This is a genomic window from Microbacterium sp. MYb66, from assembly GCF_002979435.1.
In the GTDB taxonomy this organism is placed as follows: domain Bacteria; phylum Actinomycetota; class Actinomycetes; order Actinomycetales; family Microbacteriaceae; genus Microbacterium.
In genome coordinates this window covers 674896-689901 of the sequence record NZ_PCOV01000002.1, presented here as the reverse complement: position 1 = coordinate 689901, position 15006 = coordinate 674896, and the positions used below count along the sequence as shown (strand labels likewise).

The 15006-nt window shown below is 71.6% G+C and carries 13 protein-coding genes; 4 read left to right on the top strand and 9 right to left on the bottom strand.

Going from position 1 to position 15006, the window contains the following annotated elements; genetic code table 11:
- The first annotated feature begins 209 nt into the window (after window positions 1–209).
- Window positions 210–659: a hypothetical protein gene (locus CQ045_RS07100; RefSeq protein ID WP_105722046.1), complete on the top strand. Its 450-nt coding sequence runs from the start codon at window positions 210–212 to the stop codon at window positions 657–659.
- Between the two features lie 7 nt (window positions 660–666).
- Here CQ045_RS07100 and CQ045_RS07095 read toward each other — a convergent pair whose 3' ends face one another.
- Window positions 667–1275 carry an FMN-binding negative transcriptional regulator gene (locus CQ045_RS07095; RefSeq protein WP_105722044.1) on the bottom strand — a complete coding sequence of 203 codons (609 nt, stop codon included), beginning with the start codon at window positions 1273–1275 and terminating at the stop codon, window positions 667–669.
- A complete protein-coding gene (locus tag CQ045_RS07090) occupies window positions 1275–2228 on the bottom strand; it encodes a DMT family transporter (protein ID WP_105722042.1) in 954 nt (317 codons plus the stop codon). The genes CQ045_RS07095 and CQ045_RS07090 overlap by 1 nt, the downstream gene beginning before the upstream one ends.
- Between CQ045_RS07090 and CQ045_RS07085 the strand changes: the two genes are divergently transcribed.
- The gene (locus CQ045_RS07085) at window positions 2227–3633 is read left to right on the top strand and encodes a PLP-dependent aminotransferase family protein (protein ID WP_105722040.1); all 1407 of its coding nucleotides are present in this window, start codon (window positions 2227–2229) and stop codon (window positions 3631–3633) included. The two genes, CQ045_RS07090 and CQ045_RS07085, sit on opposite strands and share 2 nt — an antisense overlap.
- Window positions 3634–3835: 202 nt before the next feature.
- Here the strand turns inward: CQ045_RS07085 and CQ045_RS07075 are convergent, their stop codons facing one another.
- The 5 genes from CQ045_RS07075 to CQ045_RS07055 all read right to left on the bottom strand — a co-directional run bounded on the left by CQ045_RS07075 (window position 3836) and on the right by CQ045_RS07055 (window position 8792).
- Window positions 3836–4879: a CU044_5270 family protein gene (locus CQ045_RS07075; RefSeq protein WP_105722036.1), complete on the bottom strand. Its 1044-nt coding sequence runs from the start codon at window positions 4877–4879 to the stop codon at window positions 3836–3838.
- Entirely contained in the window at window positions 4842–5438 is a 597-nt protein-coding gene (locus CQ045_RS07070; RefSeq protein WP_258130981.1) for an RNA polymerase sigma factor, read from the bottom strand. The genes CQ045_RS07075 and CQ045_RS07070 overlap by 38 nt, the downstream gene beginning before the upstream one ends.
- 73 nt (window positions 5439–5511) lie before the next feature.
- A complete protein-coding gene (locus CQ045_RS07065; RefSeq protein WP_258130989.1) occupies window positions 5512–7617 on the bottom strand; it encodes an APC family permease in 2106 nt (701 codons plus the stop codon).
- Window positions 7618–7696: 79 nt separating this feature from the next.
- The gene (locus CQ045_RS07060; protein WP_105722032.1) at window positions 7697–8056 is read right to left on the bottom strand and encodes a nuclear transport factor 2 family protein; all 360 of its coding nucleotides are present in this window, start codon (window positions 8054–8056) and stop codon (window positions 7697–7699) included.
- A 46-nt stretch (window positions 8057–8102) separates the two neighbouring features.
- Window positions 8103–8792 (bottom strand): hypothetical protein, encoded by a 690-nt coding sequence (locus CQ045_RS07055; RefSeq protein WP_105722030.1) that lies wholly within the window; start codon window positions 8790–8792, stop codon window positions 8103–8105.
- Between the two features lie 247 nt (window positions 8793–9039).
- Between CQ045_RS07055 and CQ045_RS07050 the strand changes: the two genes are divergently transcribed.
- Window positions 9040–9816 (top strand): hypothetical protein, encoded by a 777-nt coding sequence (locus CQ045_RS07050; RefSeq protein WP_105722028.1) that lies wholly within the window; start codon window positions 9040–9042, stop codon window positions 9814–9816.
- Window positions 9817–9858: 42 nt separating this feature from the next.
- On the opposite strand, the gene CQ045_RS18790 is transcribed toward CQ045_RS07050, so the two are convergent.
- Entirely contained in the window at window positions 9859–11916 is a 2058-nt protein-coding gene (locus tag CQ045_RS18790) for a sensor histidine kinase (protein WP_105722026.1), read from the bottom strand.
- Complete coding sequence (locus CQ045_RS18785; protein ID WP_181156470.1) at window positions 11913–13808, bottom strand: hypothetical protein; 1896 nt, start codon at window positions 13806–13808, stop codon at window positions 11913–11915. Before CQ045_RS18785 ends, CQ045_RS18790 begins: the two co-directional genes overlap by 4 nt.
- A gap of 426 nt (window positions 13809–14234) precedes the next feature.
- On the opposite strand from CQ045_RS18785, the gene CQ045_RS07035 reads away from it, so the two are divergent.
- Window positions 14235–14939, top strand: a complete 705-nt coding sequence (locus tag CQ045_RS07035; RefSeq protein WP_105722222.1) for a response regulator transcription factor — start codon at window positions 14235–14237, stop codon at window positions 14937–14939.
- The last annotated feature ends 67 nt before the right edge of the window (window positions 14940–15006 follow it).

Below are 15006 nucleotides of genomic sequence, written 5' to 3'. Positions count from 1 at the left end.
CCCCCTTGGCCACCAGGGAGACGAGGAGGAACAGCGCGAGAGTCAGCGCGATGTAGATGATGTCGAGCACGGATCCGATACAACTCCCGCGCGGGGCACTGCACCGCGATCCTCACGGTTCCCCTACGCCCCCGGCGCGGATACATGCGGGTTGCTCACAGCCGGCGCGCGTGTGACCGTGGCCGGCGCGGACTGGCAGGATGTCCTGCATGAGTGTGATCTACGACTACTTCTCCGCCGGGAACGACGAAGAGGCCGTGAAGGTCCTCGACGTGGAGGGTGGGCCGACCGAGGCGGGCTCCGGTTTCGACGCGGGAACGCTCGGCGGCATCGACCCCGTCGTGCAGCTGGGCACGCTCGAGGCGCTGCTCACCGGCACCCCCTACGACGAGGTGACCGAAGACCCGCGCGCCGGACACAACCTCGCGATGAGCGAAGACTACGACCGGATCGTCATCACGGTGACGGATGCTCTGACGTCCGCGCTCGCCGCCGCCGACGATGCCCGACTGGCCGAGGTGGCAGAGCCGTGGTCGCAGACCGAAGAGCTCGAGGGCGCGGATCCGGCCGATCTGGCGGCGTTCGCGCGCGACCTCGCCGCCCTCGCGCGTCGTGCCGGAGCATCCGGCCACCGTCTGTACTGCTGGGCCCGCATCTAGGTTCCGATCACGGCCGTTCCCCGTCGACCCGCCGCATCTCCGCCGCGAGCGGGCTGTTCGTCTCCGTGAACCGCGTGGCGATGTTCTCGCGCACCTCCGGCGACTTGTTCTGGCTGAGCTTGGCGCGCGCGTCGAACCGGTCGACGCGCATCCGCAGACCGACGGTTCCCCTCGCGGCGCGCCGTGTGCCCGCCTCGTCCTCCGACAGATGGCGTCCGTGCTCCCGTCCGTTCTCGAAGTGGTCGGTCAGCCGCGTGAGCATGGCGTAGTTCTCCTCTTCGCCCAGGATCTCGGGGATGCCGTACAGGTGCGCGGTCACGTGGTTCCACGTCGGCACGAGGTCGCCCGGCGCATACAGGCTCGGCGACACGTAGTCGTGCGGCCCCTGGATGATCACGAGCACCTCGTGTCGACCGAGTTCGTGGAGCTGCTCATCCGGCCGCCCGAAGTGGCTCGCGATCACGATGTCATCTTCGTCCTCGAGCAGCAGTGCCGGGTAGTGCGAGGCGACCAGGCCACCGCTCACGGGGGAGACGAACGTCGCCCACGGGTTGCCGCGGATGAGACGCTTGACCTCATCGGGGTCGGTCATCAGGTAGCGGGGCGTGTGGCGCATCAGGATTCCTCTTCTCGGGTGGTCGGTCGGTTCGGGGGGCGGACTTTCAGACGGGTGCGCACCGCGAGCGCGGCGCAGGCGACGACGGCGAGACCTCCGACGGCAGTGGCCCAGCCGATCGGCTCGCGAAGCAGGAGCGCCGCCCAGGCGATGCTCATGACGGGCTGGACGAGTTGGATCTGGCTCACCTGCGCCATCGGACCGATCGCGAGCCCCCGGTACCAGGCGAAGAAGCCGAGGAACATGCTCACCGCCGCCAGGTAGGCGAACGCGAGCCACTGCACCGGCGTCGCGGCCGGCGGCTGCTCGAGCGCGGACACCACGGTCAGCGCGGCCATCAGTGGAGCGGCGACGATCAGCGCCCAGGATACGGTCTGCCAGGAACCGAGCTCGCGGGCGAGCAGACCTCCCTCCGCATAGCCGATCGCGGCCGCGAGCACCGCCCCGAACAGCAGCAGGTCGGCGCCGTGCAGCGCGCCGAGTCCGCCGTTCTGCAGCGCGGCGAACACCACGGCGGCGGCGGCGCCGAGGACCGCGAAGACCCAGAAGGAGCGGTTCGGGCGCTCGCGGGTACGGAGCACCACGGCGACGGCCGTCGCGGCGGGCAGCAGACCGATCACGACGGCACCGTGACTCGCCGGCGTCGTCGTCATCGCGAACGAGGTGAGCAGCGGGAACCCGGCCACGACGCCGCCGGCCACGACGGCGAGCCGCCGCCACTGCGTCACCGTCGGCGGTCGCTGACGAGTAGCGGCGAGAGCGATTCCGGCGAGGAGGGCGGCGACGACCGCGCGACCCGAGCCGATGAACAGCGGAGAGAGGCCGCCGACCGCGATGCGCGTGAACGGGAGCGTGAAGGAGAAGGCCGTGACGCCGAGAAGTCCCCACCAGAGCCCTGCGGGCGTCGATAGCAGTGGCCGCACGTGCGCGATAACGCTACTCTGTTCTTTCATGAGTCAGGATAGCAGTGAGCGGATCGTCGCCGGTGTCCGCGCATGGGTCGCCTCGGCATCTCCGGGGTCGCGCGTGCCGTCGAACCGGGCGCTCATGGCGGAATACGGGGCGAGCCCCGTGACCGTGCAGAAGGCGATGCAGCAGTTGGTCCGGCTCGGCCTGGTGGAGTCGCGGCCGGGAGCGGGGACCTTCGTCCGGGCTGTCCGCACCACTCGGTCGGTGGACTACGGCTGGCAGACCGCCGCACTGGGAGCGGCGCCCGGGGGCCTTGCCGGCCTGTCGTCGACACAGCGAACGGTGGCGCCCGACGCGATCGGACTCCACTCGGGATACCCCGCGGTCGAGCTGCTCCCTGATCGACTGGTGCGTCAGGCGATCGCGCGGGCCGCGCGCACCGAAGCGGCGCTGACCCGCTCACCGGCGGCCGGGAGCCCCGAGCTGCAGGCCTGGTTCGCGAGCGAGCTCGCCTCCTCCGCGCCGGCGCGCCTGACGCCTCCGTCGGCGCGGGACGCCCTCATCATCTCGGGCAGTCAGAGCGGACTGAGCTCGATCTTCCGCGCGGTCGTGGGCCCCGGACAGCCGCTGCTGGTCGAATCGCCCACGTACTGGGGCGCGCTGCTCGCCGCCGCGCAGGCGGGGGTGGTCCTGGTACCGGTCCCCTCGGGACCGCACGGTCCCGACCCGGAAGAGGTCGAGCGTGCCTTCGCGCAGACCGGCGCCCGGGCGTTCTACGCGCAGCCGACGTTCGCCAACCCGACCGGTGCGCAGTGGTCGGCAGCCACCGGCGACGCCGTCCTCGAGGTCGTGCGGCGCCATGGCGCGTTCCTGATCGAGGACGACTGGGCACACGACCTCGGAATCGATGCCGAACCGCGGCCGATCGCCGCATCCGACGACGACGGCCATGTCGTGTACCTGCGCTCACTCACGAAGAGCGCCTCTCCCGCCCTGCGCGTGGCAGCGGTGATCGTGCGGGGGCCGGCGCGGGATCGGATTCTCGCGGATCGTGCCGCCGAGTCGATGTACGTGAGCGGCCTGCTGCAGGCGGCCGCGCTCGACGTGGTCACCCAGCCGGCGTGGCGCACGCACCTGCGCGGATTCCGCGAGCACCTGCGCGCACGTCGCGATCTGCTGATGTCGAGTCTGGCCGAGCATGCGCCGTCGGCACGGATCGAGAGTGTTCCTGCGGGCGGTCTGAACCTGTGGATGCGGCTGCCCGAGGGCACGGACGTCGTGCAGACCGTCCGCGACTGCGAGGTGCGCGGTCTCATCATCTCGCCGGGGTCCGAGTGGTTCCCCGCCGAGCCTTCCGGCCCCTACGTGCGTCTCAACTACGCGAACGCCGAGCCCGGCCGCTTCGCCGAGGCTGCCGGCATCCTCGGTTCGGTGCTGGCGGACGCCTGACGGGGGTGCCCCGTCTGCTCCGGCTTCGCCTCGAGGTCGGCCCACAGCCAGGTGAGATCCACCTGGATGGTCGCGGGCAGGGAGACGGAAGCCGGGTCGAGGGAGGGGCGGAAGATCGCTTCGTCGTGGATGGTCATATCAGGTATTGCCCGATTCCGGCCAGAGAGTTCACGGTTCGTTCTCCGAGGCCCGCTCCCGCCGCTCATCGGTACTGCGCGCATACCGCGGGGCCGGTCGGAGCGGCGTCGACGACGCTCGTGGTCACCGCCTCGGAAGAGAGGACGGTTCCGGCGGGGACCGAGCCGAATCCATCGATCGAGACTTCGCGGGAGCCGATGTACTGGCCGGTCGCGGGATCGATGATGAGGTCTCTGCGCCTGTCGCTGCTCTCGCGACCGATCGCGATCCCGGTCGAGCCGTTGAGGGTGGCCTGCTGCTCGGTGACGGACACGCCGGGGATTCCGGTCGCGGCCTTGTAGAGGGCGGCACGCAGATCGGCGGGGACCGTGCCGTTGCGCAGCAGGTCGGCGATCCACCCGAGCGCGGCATCCTCCCGTGTCGGCCCCTGGCTCCCGATCTCGACGTAGATCCGTTCCAGGAGCTTCTGCGGATCGCGGGGGAGCTCGTCGAAGTCGTAACTGTCGATCGGGGCGCCCTCATAATAGGAGCCGTGCGGCGCGACGCGGAACGTGTCCTCGTCCGCAGCGGCGTAGTCCGCGGCCATCCGTTCCGATTCGGGTCCGAAAGTCTGCAGCGCCGAGCGCTCGCACTGGATCCAGAACCAGTCGTCGTCGCGATCAGCCGGGATGTACAGCTCGTCGTGTGTGCCCGAGATGTACCAGGGGAAGTCGTCGCCCCCCTCCGCGCTCATGGCGATGTGGGCCCCATCGGTCTTCAGGAGGAGGTACTGCCCGGGGCCCACGACGAGGTCACTGGCTTTCAGTGTCGCCAGGGCTGCGGATTCCAGGACGCTCGCTGCTGCGGCATCCGCCCCGCCCGGTCCGCCGGGAGCTCCGGCGCCGAGGATGTTCCCTGCCACGAGGGCCACGGCCAGCGCCCCTGCGCCGAGGGTGGAGAACCCCGCCCAGGCGAAACCACGGCGACGGCGACGCGATCGGGTCGCCGTCGCTGACGGCGACTCATCCTCGATCGCACGGAAGAGGTCGGCCCGTCCGCGCGTCACCTGGTCGGGGGCCCGTTCCGGGATGTCATCCCGCGTTCGACGCAGGAGCGAGATCTCGTCCATGGTCCTCTTCTCTCTCCCGGCCGAGGGCCGGTGCGATGGCGGCGCGCAGCTTGCGGCGGGCGCGGTTCAGTCGTGAGCGGACGGTGCCGACGGGCACGTCCAGCGCCGAGGCGATGCCCTCGTAGTCGAGCTCGCCGAAGGTGTGCAGCAGGATCGTGTCGCGGTCTCCGGCGGGAAGCCGCGCCATCGCCTTCCCGAGACGGCGTGCGGTGTTCTGCGCATCGATGCGGGCGTTGACGGCGTCGAAGTGGTCGACGTCGACGCGGGCGAGATCGGATGCCAGCATCCCTCTCCACGCCCTTGCTTCCAATCGCGTGTGCCGTTGGATGAGCTTGGTCGCGATGCCGAGCAGCCACGGTCGCGCGTTCTCGCCGCGGAAGTCCTCGCGGCGGGTGAAGGCGACGAGAAAGGTCTCCGAGGCGATGTCGTCGGCGTGGGCGACGCCGAGCCGACGGGCGGCGTATCGGTACACCGTGCGCTCGTGGCGATCGTAGAGCTCGGCGAACGCGGCGCGCTGCTCGAGGGAGCGGCGGATGATCTCGCCGTCGGGGATGGTCACACTGGGTATTGTCCGATCCCATCCCGAAAGTTCGCGGCAATTCGGGATCGGGCGCGCGGCGTCGCCCCTGCGGCTACTCCTGCGGCGGCCCGCCCGGCCGGTGCGCCCGCCGTCCGCTCACGACCACCGGGCGCCCTGCGCGCTCCTGACCCGGCAGCGGGCGGGAGCGGCGACCGTAGATGAGCTCGGACGAGTCGAGCAGCCACGGAACGAGCGTGATCGAGACGCCGTGCACGAGCATCAGCTGATTCGCGAGGCGGCGGGCGCGGCGGTTGTGCAGGAACGACTCCCACCAGTGCCCCACGATGTACTGCGGCAGGTACACGGTCACGACCGAGGAGCCGTGCTTCTCGCGGTACTGCTTGATGAACTGCGTGACCGGCTGCGCGAACGAGCGGTACGGCGACTCGACGATCACGAGCGGGATCGGCACGAGGTGGTCGGCCCAGTCCTTCTGCAGCGCGGCCGCATCGTCGGAGGCCACGGCGACGTGTACGGCCAGAGTCTTGCCGTGCTTCGCCGCGATCGCGTAGTCGATGGCCTTCACGACCGGCTTCTGCAGTCGGTTGACGAGGACGATCGCGAGGTCGCCGGTCGCGCCGAACCGGGTGGTGTCGTCGATCGCGATCTCATGCTCGACGTCGCGGTAGTACCGCTTCACGCCCAGCATCAGGAAGGCGAGGATCGGGATCGCGAAGAACACCAGGTACGCGCCGTGCGTGAACTTGGTGATCGTCACGATGAGCAGCACGAGCACGGTCATCACCGCGCCGGCGGAGTTGATGATGAGGCCGATCTTCGCCGACCGACGATCGGATGCGGATGCTCCGTCGATCCCGGATCCCGCCTTGTCCTCCACCGGCCCCCTCAGCACGCGCCGCCAGTGCCGGACCATGCCGATCTGCCCGAGCGAGAACGACACGAAGACGCCGATGATGTACAGCTGGATCAGGGTCGTCAGCCGCGCCTGGAACACCACCAGCACCGCGATCGCCGCGATGCCGAGCAGGATCATGCCGTTCGAGAACACGAGGCGGTCACCGCGGGTGTTGAGCGACTTCGGTGCATAGCCGTCACGGGCGAGCACGGCGCCCAGCAGCGGGAAGCCGTTGAAGGCGGTGTTCGCGGCGAGCAGCAGCACGCAGGCGGTCGCAGCCTGCACGATGAAGAAGGCGATGCTGCCGCCGCCGAACGTCGCCGCCGCGATCTGCGCCATCAGGCTGGGCTGCGGAGTCGTGCAGTCGAAGCCGACGAGGTCGCAGGGGTTCTCGGCGTAGTGCACGCCGGTGATCAGGGCGAGTGCGGTGAGCCCGGCGAACAGGCAGGCCGCGATCGACCCCATCAGCACGAGGGTCGACTGGGCGTTGCGCACCTTCGGGGCGCGGAACGCGGGAACGCCGTTCGACACCGCTTCGACGCCGGTGAGGGCGGAGCATCCGCTCGAGAACGCGCGCAGGATCAGCAGGATCACGGCCGCCTGTCCGAGGCTCTCGGCCTGCACCGAGAACTCGGCGCTGGAGGCGACGGGAGCGTCACCGAGGAACGTGCGGATCAGGCCGGTGACGATCATGATGCCGACCGAGGCGATGAAGACGTACGTCGGGATCGCGAACACGAGCGACGCTTCGCGCACGCCGCGCAGGTTCACGACGATGATCAGGATCACGAAGCCGACGGCCAGCTCGACGCGGAACGGGTCGAGGCCGGGCACCGCGGAGATGATGTTGTCCACTCCGGAGGCGACCGAGACGGCCACCGTCAGCACGTAGTCGACCAGCAGCGCCGCCGCGACGATCACGCCGGGGATCTCACCGAGGTTCTTCGATGCCACCTCGTAGTCGCCACCACCCGACGGGTAGGCCTTGATGAGCTGGCGGTAGCTGAGCACCACCACGATCAGCAGCACCACGACGGCGATCGCGACGAGGGGCGTGAAGGACAGGAACGTGAGTCCGCCGATCAGCAGGATCATCACGAGCTCCTGCGGGGCGTAGGCCACCGAGCTCAATGCATCCGACGCGAAGATCGGCAGAGCCATCCGCTTCGGGAGCAGCTGGTCGTCGACCTGCTGGCTCGTCAGCGGCTCCCCGATGAGGATGCGCTTGGCGCGCGGCGGTGCATCCGCGCTTTCCCTGTTTTCGTCCGACACGTCCGGCGACACTACGCCCGCAAGCGGCATCCTCACGCGATCCTCACGGAATCCCTACGGCCCCCTGCGCCGTCCTCACGGAATCCTTACGGTCGACCGGGCCGTGCCGTCACCCCTCGTGCGGTCGCGACATGTACCACTCCGTGAACTCGGTCGCGCGTCCGTCGGGAGCGAGCCGGATGATCCAGAGGTTGAGGTAGTCGCGCTCCGCCGGATACTCCGTACGCCCCTGGACCACGACGAAGTCGCCGACCTCGTGGAGGATCTTCCACTCGAATGACCAGGTGCCCGGCTCGTCGAGGTCGTCGAGCCAGCCGGCCACGATCGCCGCGGGACCGACCCGCGGCTCGGAATCGGGACTGGTGAGGTAGCGCGCGTCGTCGGTGAACAGCGCACCGATGTGCTCCGGGTCGTTCGATTCCCACGCCTCGACGTAGGCCTTGGTCCAGTTCTCGCCTGCTGTCGTCATGTGCTCTGTTCTAGGCCGGGGCGGCCGCTTCGTCAACCGCTGCCGGTCAGCGGATCCGCGAAGCTCGCCGGTCGCCGAGAGCGAACCCGAGCGCCGTCACGAGGAGCCAGAGCGAGCCGGGCAGGGCCGCCATGTACTGGAGGGGCGAGAGGGCGAGCAGCAGCGTGAGTCCGCCGAGAGCGAAGCCGGTGACCCCGATCCATCGCGGCGCGGCACCGGCACGCGAAGCGACGCCGACCGCGAGGGCTGCGAGCCCGCCACCCGCCCAGAGCCAGGGGATGGTGGCGATCCAGTGCGAGTAGAAGCCGATGTCGCCCGGCAGGTTGATCGCGGTGTCGTCGACGCCGAACAGGAACTCGGTGTCCAGTCCGCTGCCGAGCACCTGCGCCGCGGCGACCAGCAGCAGTCCGGCGAAGGCGACGAGCGGTGCGATCGACTGCGGACCCGTGGTCGCGTGCAGCCGCCGATGCAGACCCGCCGCGAAGATCACGACCAGCAGCCCCGAGGCCAGCGTCGCGATGTGGAAGGCGATCAGCAGCGGGCGTTTGTCCATGAGGCCGGCGTTGATCGCCTCCGAGGTGATGACACTGCCGCGGATGTACTCCGGCGACAGCGACATGGAGAGGAAGACGCTCACGATCGAGCCGATCGCGGCGAGGGCCCCGGTCACCGCCCAGAGACGGGGGCGAGGCGTCCCGGTGAGGGCTGACGGTGTGGAGACGGCGGGTGCGGTCATGATGCGGAGTCCTTGTCTGTGAGCGCGCGCACTCGGCGCGGGCGCCGGAGTCGACGCCTCTCGACCCTCGCCGTCCCGGTGTCCCGGGCGGCAGGGACCGATGTCCCGGGTGCCGGGGAGATCCTCCGGGCAGCCCAGCGGCAGCTTCCCGCGGAGTCGTGACCGCCGCCCCTGAGAACCGGGACGCCCGGACGCGGAGAGTGGCCGGGCGTCCGTTCGGGGCGCACCGACAGAACAGGAGAGACGAATGTCTCAGATCACCGCCGCACGTGACCGCGGCTCACGCCCGTCCGCGCCCCGCGGAGGCCGACTCTGGCTGCTGTGGGGTGTCGCCGCCGGCCTCTTGGGCTTCGCCGCCACCATCCTCTTCGACGTGCGGCCCTGGACCGAGGCCGACTACGAGCGCGGCGGCGTGCTCATCGCCGCCGCGGAGGACATGCCGAACCTCGACCCGACCGGGAACCGGTTCGGGTTCCTCCTCGGGTTCGCCGCCGTCGCCTGTCTTCTGGTGCTGCACGGCGCCTGGCGGGTGCGCACCGAGCGGGTGCAGACCTCGGTCGCCTCGCGCGTCTTCTCCGCCGGACTCGTGACCTCCGCCGCCGGCCTGACATTCGGATACGCCTGGAAGGGCACGCTCGCCCTCTACGGTCACGGAGGTCCCGAGTTCGGCAGCTTCGACGACGAGGGACTCCTCGTGTTCTACGCCCTCACCGACTTCGGCGCGTTCATCCCGTGGTTCGGGGTGCTCGTCTCGCTGGGCGCGCTCGCCGCGATGGCGTGGGTCGAGCGCTCGGTCTCGCGCATCCTCGGCACCCTGCTCGCGGGACTCGTGCTCCTGGTGGTGGCCGGCTACATCGTCACAGGCGTGCCCGGTCTCGCCGGGCCGGTGGGCGGGCTCGGCCTGGCCTTCGCGGCGCTGTGGCTGCTGGTGGGACGCCGCGGAGTCGCGGTCGGCGACCGTGCGCAGACGCGCTCGGTCGGAGCTGCTGCGCCGGCGGCATCCGATGCGGAGCCGCTCCGATGAGCCGCCCGCACACCCGATCGTGATCGTCTTCCCGCTGTCGGGTCAGGCGGACCGCTCTGCGCGGACCCGGTCGGCGGCACGCACCACGACGAGCGTGCCGCCCTCCGCCGGCTGCTCCCACGTCACCTGCAGCCCGGCCTGCTCGGCCCACTCCCGCATCGAGGCGAGCCCGACACCCGCACCCGAGCGCAGGCCGAGGCCGCGCCCGTCGTCGCGGACGCGCAGGATCGCGTCCGTGCCGCCCAGCGTCACCACGACCGACGTCGCCTCGGCATGTCGCACGGCGTTCAGCACCGCCTCGGAGGCCATCCGCAGCAGGATGCCGGAACGTCGAGGATCCGGTCGTACCTCGCCGTCGACGACCAGGCGCACTCCGCTGTCGGCACCCGCGAACGAGGCGACCAGGCGCTCCAGGTCGCCCGCGAGGTCGTGCACGGCCGCCGTGCCGCCGCGCGCGAGGCCGGTCAGGGCGACGGTCTGCGCGTCCAGCAGCTCGTTGACGCGCACAGCCGCCGCCTCTGCGGCCGCGCGATCGCCGCGTGCGAGCTGGTTCGCCGCGGCGGCGAGCGAGAAGCCGGCCCCGGAGAGCGCCGGCCCGAGTCCGTCGTGCAGTTCCCGACGCAGCGCGCGTCGTTCGGCGTGCCGGGCATCGGCTGCCCGGCGTCGTGCCGCGTCCAGCGCGGTCGAGGCGGTGGCGAGCCGCACGACGACCCCGATGACGGGGGCGAGGTCGGCGATGGCCTCGCGGGCTCGGCGGCCGACGGGCAGGTCGGGGTCCGAGCCGGTGACGGCGAGCACCGCGGCCGCCTCGGTGTCCTCGCCCCCGGCATGGAGGGGGAAGAGGGCGGGAGCACCCTGCGGAGAGCCGACGAGCACGCCCACGGCATCCCCGCTGAGAGTGCTGATGTGCACCGATCCGAGGCGCAGCGTCCTCCGCAGCGCCGACGCCAGAGCGCGCAGGCCGTCGGCTCCGGTCGCGATCTCGCCGACCTCGGCACCGAGGGTGTTGACGAGGCGCTCGGGCGCTCCCGACTCGCCGTAGACCAGTCGATCGACGCGGTCGCGGATGAGACGGCGTGCGGGAAGCAGGGCGATCGCGATCACGGCGGCGGTCGTGAACACCGTGATCGGAGTGGCCGGCCCGGGACTCTCGAGTGCAGTGATGGTGAGCAGGTATCCGCCCGCGGCCAGTACGGCGAGGATGCTGGTGGTGAGCACGGCGCTGACGGCGACGTCGATGCCCCGGAGACGGTGCTGCAGTCCCATCACGAGCACGGCGGCGGGGTAGAAGATCTGTCCGACGATCGGGGCGATGGTGCCGAACACCCAGATCGGCGCCGCGAGCTGGAGCGAGGCGGGCAGCACCGTCACGACGTACGACGCGGTGAGGAAGAGGTGGCCGACGAGCAGCCAGAGGAGGGGCGACCGCTGCTCGCGGGGGGCCCGTACCGCCTGCCGTGCCAGGATGCCGGCGACCACCAGCGAGGAGCAGAGCGTCGAGGCCGCCGCGATGGCGTACGTCCCCGGCAGGATGCTCTGATACGCCGGCCATGCGGGTGCGAGTGGGTTGTCGAGAGACCCGTCGCCCTGCTGCGTCATCGAGGCGAGGGTCGCCACGGCGGCGGCGACCGCGACCAGACCGACCAGCACGCGGCGCAGCATCCCTCGCCGGCCGGGCAGGAGCAGCAGCGGCACGATCGCGGTCAGGAACGTGCCCGGGACGAACGCCCAGCCGCCGGCGTAAGCGAGCAGACCCGCGCCGGGCAGAGACGGATGCTCGAGCGCCAGCAGTCCGTATTGCACGCCGAACGCCGCGAGCCCGGATCCGACCGCGTGCGCGCCCAGGAGGATCGCCACCGGCTGCGGACGACGCAGCAGCAGCACCGCCGCGAGCGGGGCGTAGACGACGGCGACCGCGACGCCGATGTCGTCGAAACGCGCCTGGGCTTCGGGGGGAGCAGGGGACAGGAAGGTCCCCGCGACGGGGGCGGCGGGAAGCTGGAAGATCCACGCGAGCGCGATCGACGCGGCCGCCAGCCCCCACGCCGGGATCAGCACGGCGAGTGCGGCGGCGGTCCGGGTTCGCGTCGGGCGGGTCATCCCTGCTCCCCCACGGTCAGGGCGCTCGCCCCATGGTCGACGTCGGTGCGGTAGCCGGCTTCCTCCGCACGGGCGCGCAGCGCGCCGAGGATCGGTCGGGTGTGCGTCTCGTCGCCGGTCAGGCGCAGTCGCCACCGGTCGGCCGAGCGCACGACGATCTCGATCCGCTCGATGCCGCCACGGCGTCGAGCGCGCAGCACCGCCTCTGCGACGAGGTGGTAGACGGCCTCCGGATGCTCGGGCGCCTGCCGCACGTCGGTGACGAGCGTCGGCTGCTCGAAGCGCGTGGCGAGCTCGGCGAGGGCGCCGGGGAGGTCGCCCGCGTCGAGGGACCCCGGCAGCAGCGTCCGCGCCAGATCCCGCACATCGGTCGTCGCCGCCTGCAGCGCGGTCGAGGCCCGCCCGAGCAGCGATGCGGGATCGGTCGCCGTCGGGAGTTCCTGCAGGTCTCTGCGGATGCGCGCGAGCGCGGGCTCGATCCCCGCCTCGATCTCGGCGCGCGCGAACCGACGCTCGCTGGCCGCGATCCGTCGGGCTCGATCCCTGGCCTCGCGCAGACCCTCGTTGACCTCGGCGAGGAGCACGGCGACGCTCAGCACGCCGCCGATCCGGCGCAGCGCATCGATCGTCCGCGGCTCGGCGCGACGCCCGGCCGCGCCGCACACCTCCACGGTTCCGCACGGCCCGTCGGCCGCGAACAGGGTGATGACCTGCCGGGTCGTGGGGTCGACCTCCCCCGCCTCGGCGCGGATGCCCTCGCCGGTCGAGGATGTGAGGGCCACGCCCCCCAGACGCAGCGACTGCCGCAGGGCCGCGGCCAGCGCATCGAGGGAGCCGCCTTCCCTTCCGGCGATCTCCTCGCTGACCGTGCGCAGCAGCGCACGGGGGTCGGCCGATCGGCCGTAGAGCAGCTGGTCGACCGCCCGTTGGATGCCGCGGCGGGCCGGCTCCGCGCCCACCGCGAGGAGCACCACGGCGATCATGCCGCCGCTCGTCGGGGTGAGCGGGGCCACCTGGGCCGCGGTCGCGGCGACCGCCCCGTAGGCGACGAGCAGAGCCGACATCAGCAGCACCCCGACGGCGAAGCGCGCGCGGGGCGGGTCGACGGCATCCGGGGCGCGGGCGATCGCGGTGAGCACGAAGGATGCCGCGGCGAACAGCACACCCGCCGGCAGGAATGCCGCGGCGAACGCTGTGCCGATGAACGACGATCCGCCCTCCTCGCCGATGATGTAGCCGCCGACCCCCGAGCCCAGGAGCGCGAAATGAGCGATGGCCAGCCAGACCGCGGCCTCGCGGTCGGGGGACGAGCGCCGACGCGCCGCCCAGAGGATCATCAGGCCGCATCCGAACGCGAGCGCGAGCCACACGGTCCACAGCACCGCGGCGAGTGGGAAGGGACGCGCTTGGTGGAGCTCCACGGCGCTCACGGCGGCGATCGCGGTGGAGAGCAGCGCGCCACCGGCCAGCAGGGAGCGTGAGCGGAGCAGCACCGCCGCCCCCAGCACGCCCGAGACCGTGAGGCCGCCGGGCATCCACGCCACGCCCAACAGATCGATCCCGAGGCCGCCGCCGATCCCCGCCGCCCGGAATCCGGAGGCCAGGGTGGATGCTCCGGCACCCACGGCCGCCACCCCGAGGGCGACCGGGAGCAGGGGGCCGCCGCGGCCGCCGTGTCCGCCCCGCGCCGGGAGCAGCGCGGCCGCTCCGCCGAACGCCAGGGCGGCGCTGAGCGTTCCCACGGCTTCGATCCCGGTCGCCGAGCGCAGGCACAGCAGCATCCCGACCAGTGCGGGGACCCAGGACAGCACCAGCAGGAGTGTCGCGGGCAGCGCGCGGGCGACGCGGTGCCGTGAGTGCGTCGCGGTGCGTGCATCGGCCGTGGCGGTCACGGACACTCCTCTCCGGCCCTCAGTGTGCCGGAGTGCAGCCCGGCGAGGCCAGCATCCGGGGCGTCCCGGGGCGGATCTCCCGGGACATCGGGACCGGGCTCCCTCTCGACCGGGACTCCGGGACTCCTATCGTCGGTGGTGGTCGTCGACACCCGTCGGCGCCGCAGCCGGCCTCCGGGGCGGCGGGAGGAGGAAGCATGCGCGGTCGGACGGGGCGACGGGCGCGCGGGGGGACGGAGCGCGATCGACGGGGGCCGGTACGGGGACACCGGCCGTGTCGATGCGGATGCTCACGCAGAAGCGAGCTGCGTCGGGGACTCGGCGGGAGCAGATCGGGCTGCTCCCGCCGAGGGCGCGTGAAAGGGGGCTCGCGGGGAGCAGGACGCGGTGATGCGCGCCGACGACGGGACCGCTAGCGTGAGCGGCATGCCAGAGCAGCCGGGCGGCGGGGACGCGACGGATCCCGACAGCGCCGTGCGCATCTTCGTCGTCGACGATCACCCGGTCTTCGCCTACGGGATGTCGAGCTTCCTCGAGTCGATCGAGGGGTTCGAGGTGGTCGGTCGGGCCGGTGCCGAAGACGAAGCGGTCGACGGGGTCCTGGCCGCGCAGCCGGACGTGGTCCTGATGGACGTCGACCTCGGCTCGGGGTCGGGCATCGAGGCCACGCGCCGCATCGTCCGGGCGGCTCCCGGGATCGGGGTGCTCATCGTCACGATGCTCGGCGACGACGACTCGGTGTTCGCCGCGCTCCGTGCCGGTGCCCGCGGCTACCTGCTCAAGAGTGCGCTGCCCGACGAGATCGAACGCGGGCTTCGGGCTGTCGCATCCGGCGACGTGCTGCTCACCGCCGAGATCGGGCAGCGGGCTATCGAGCTGCTCTCCGGGGCGCGTACGACCGGTCCCGTGGTGTTCCCCGAACTGACGCACCGGGAGCGCGAGGTGCTCGACCTCATCGCCCGCGGGCTCGACAACCAGGCCGTCGCCCGGCGGCTCGTGCTCTCCTCGAAGACCGTGCGCAACTACCTGTCCGGCATCCTCGCGAAGCTCGCCGTCTCCGACCGCAGTGCGCTGATCGTGCGTGCGCGCGAGGCGGGTCTCGGCCAGGACCCCGCCGGCCCGCGTCCCTGATCCCGGGCGAGCCCGGCGCGGCCGTACGGGAATCGTCAGGACATCGCACATCCACAGCGGTTTCCGA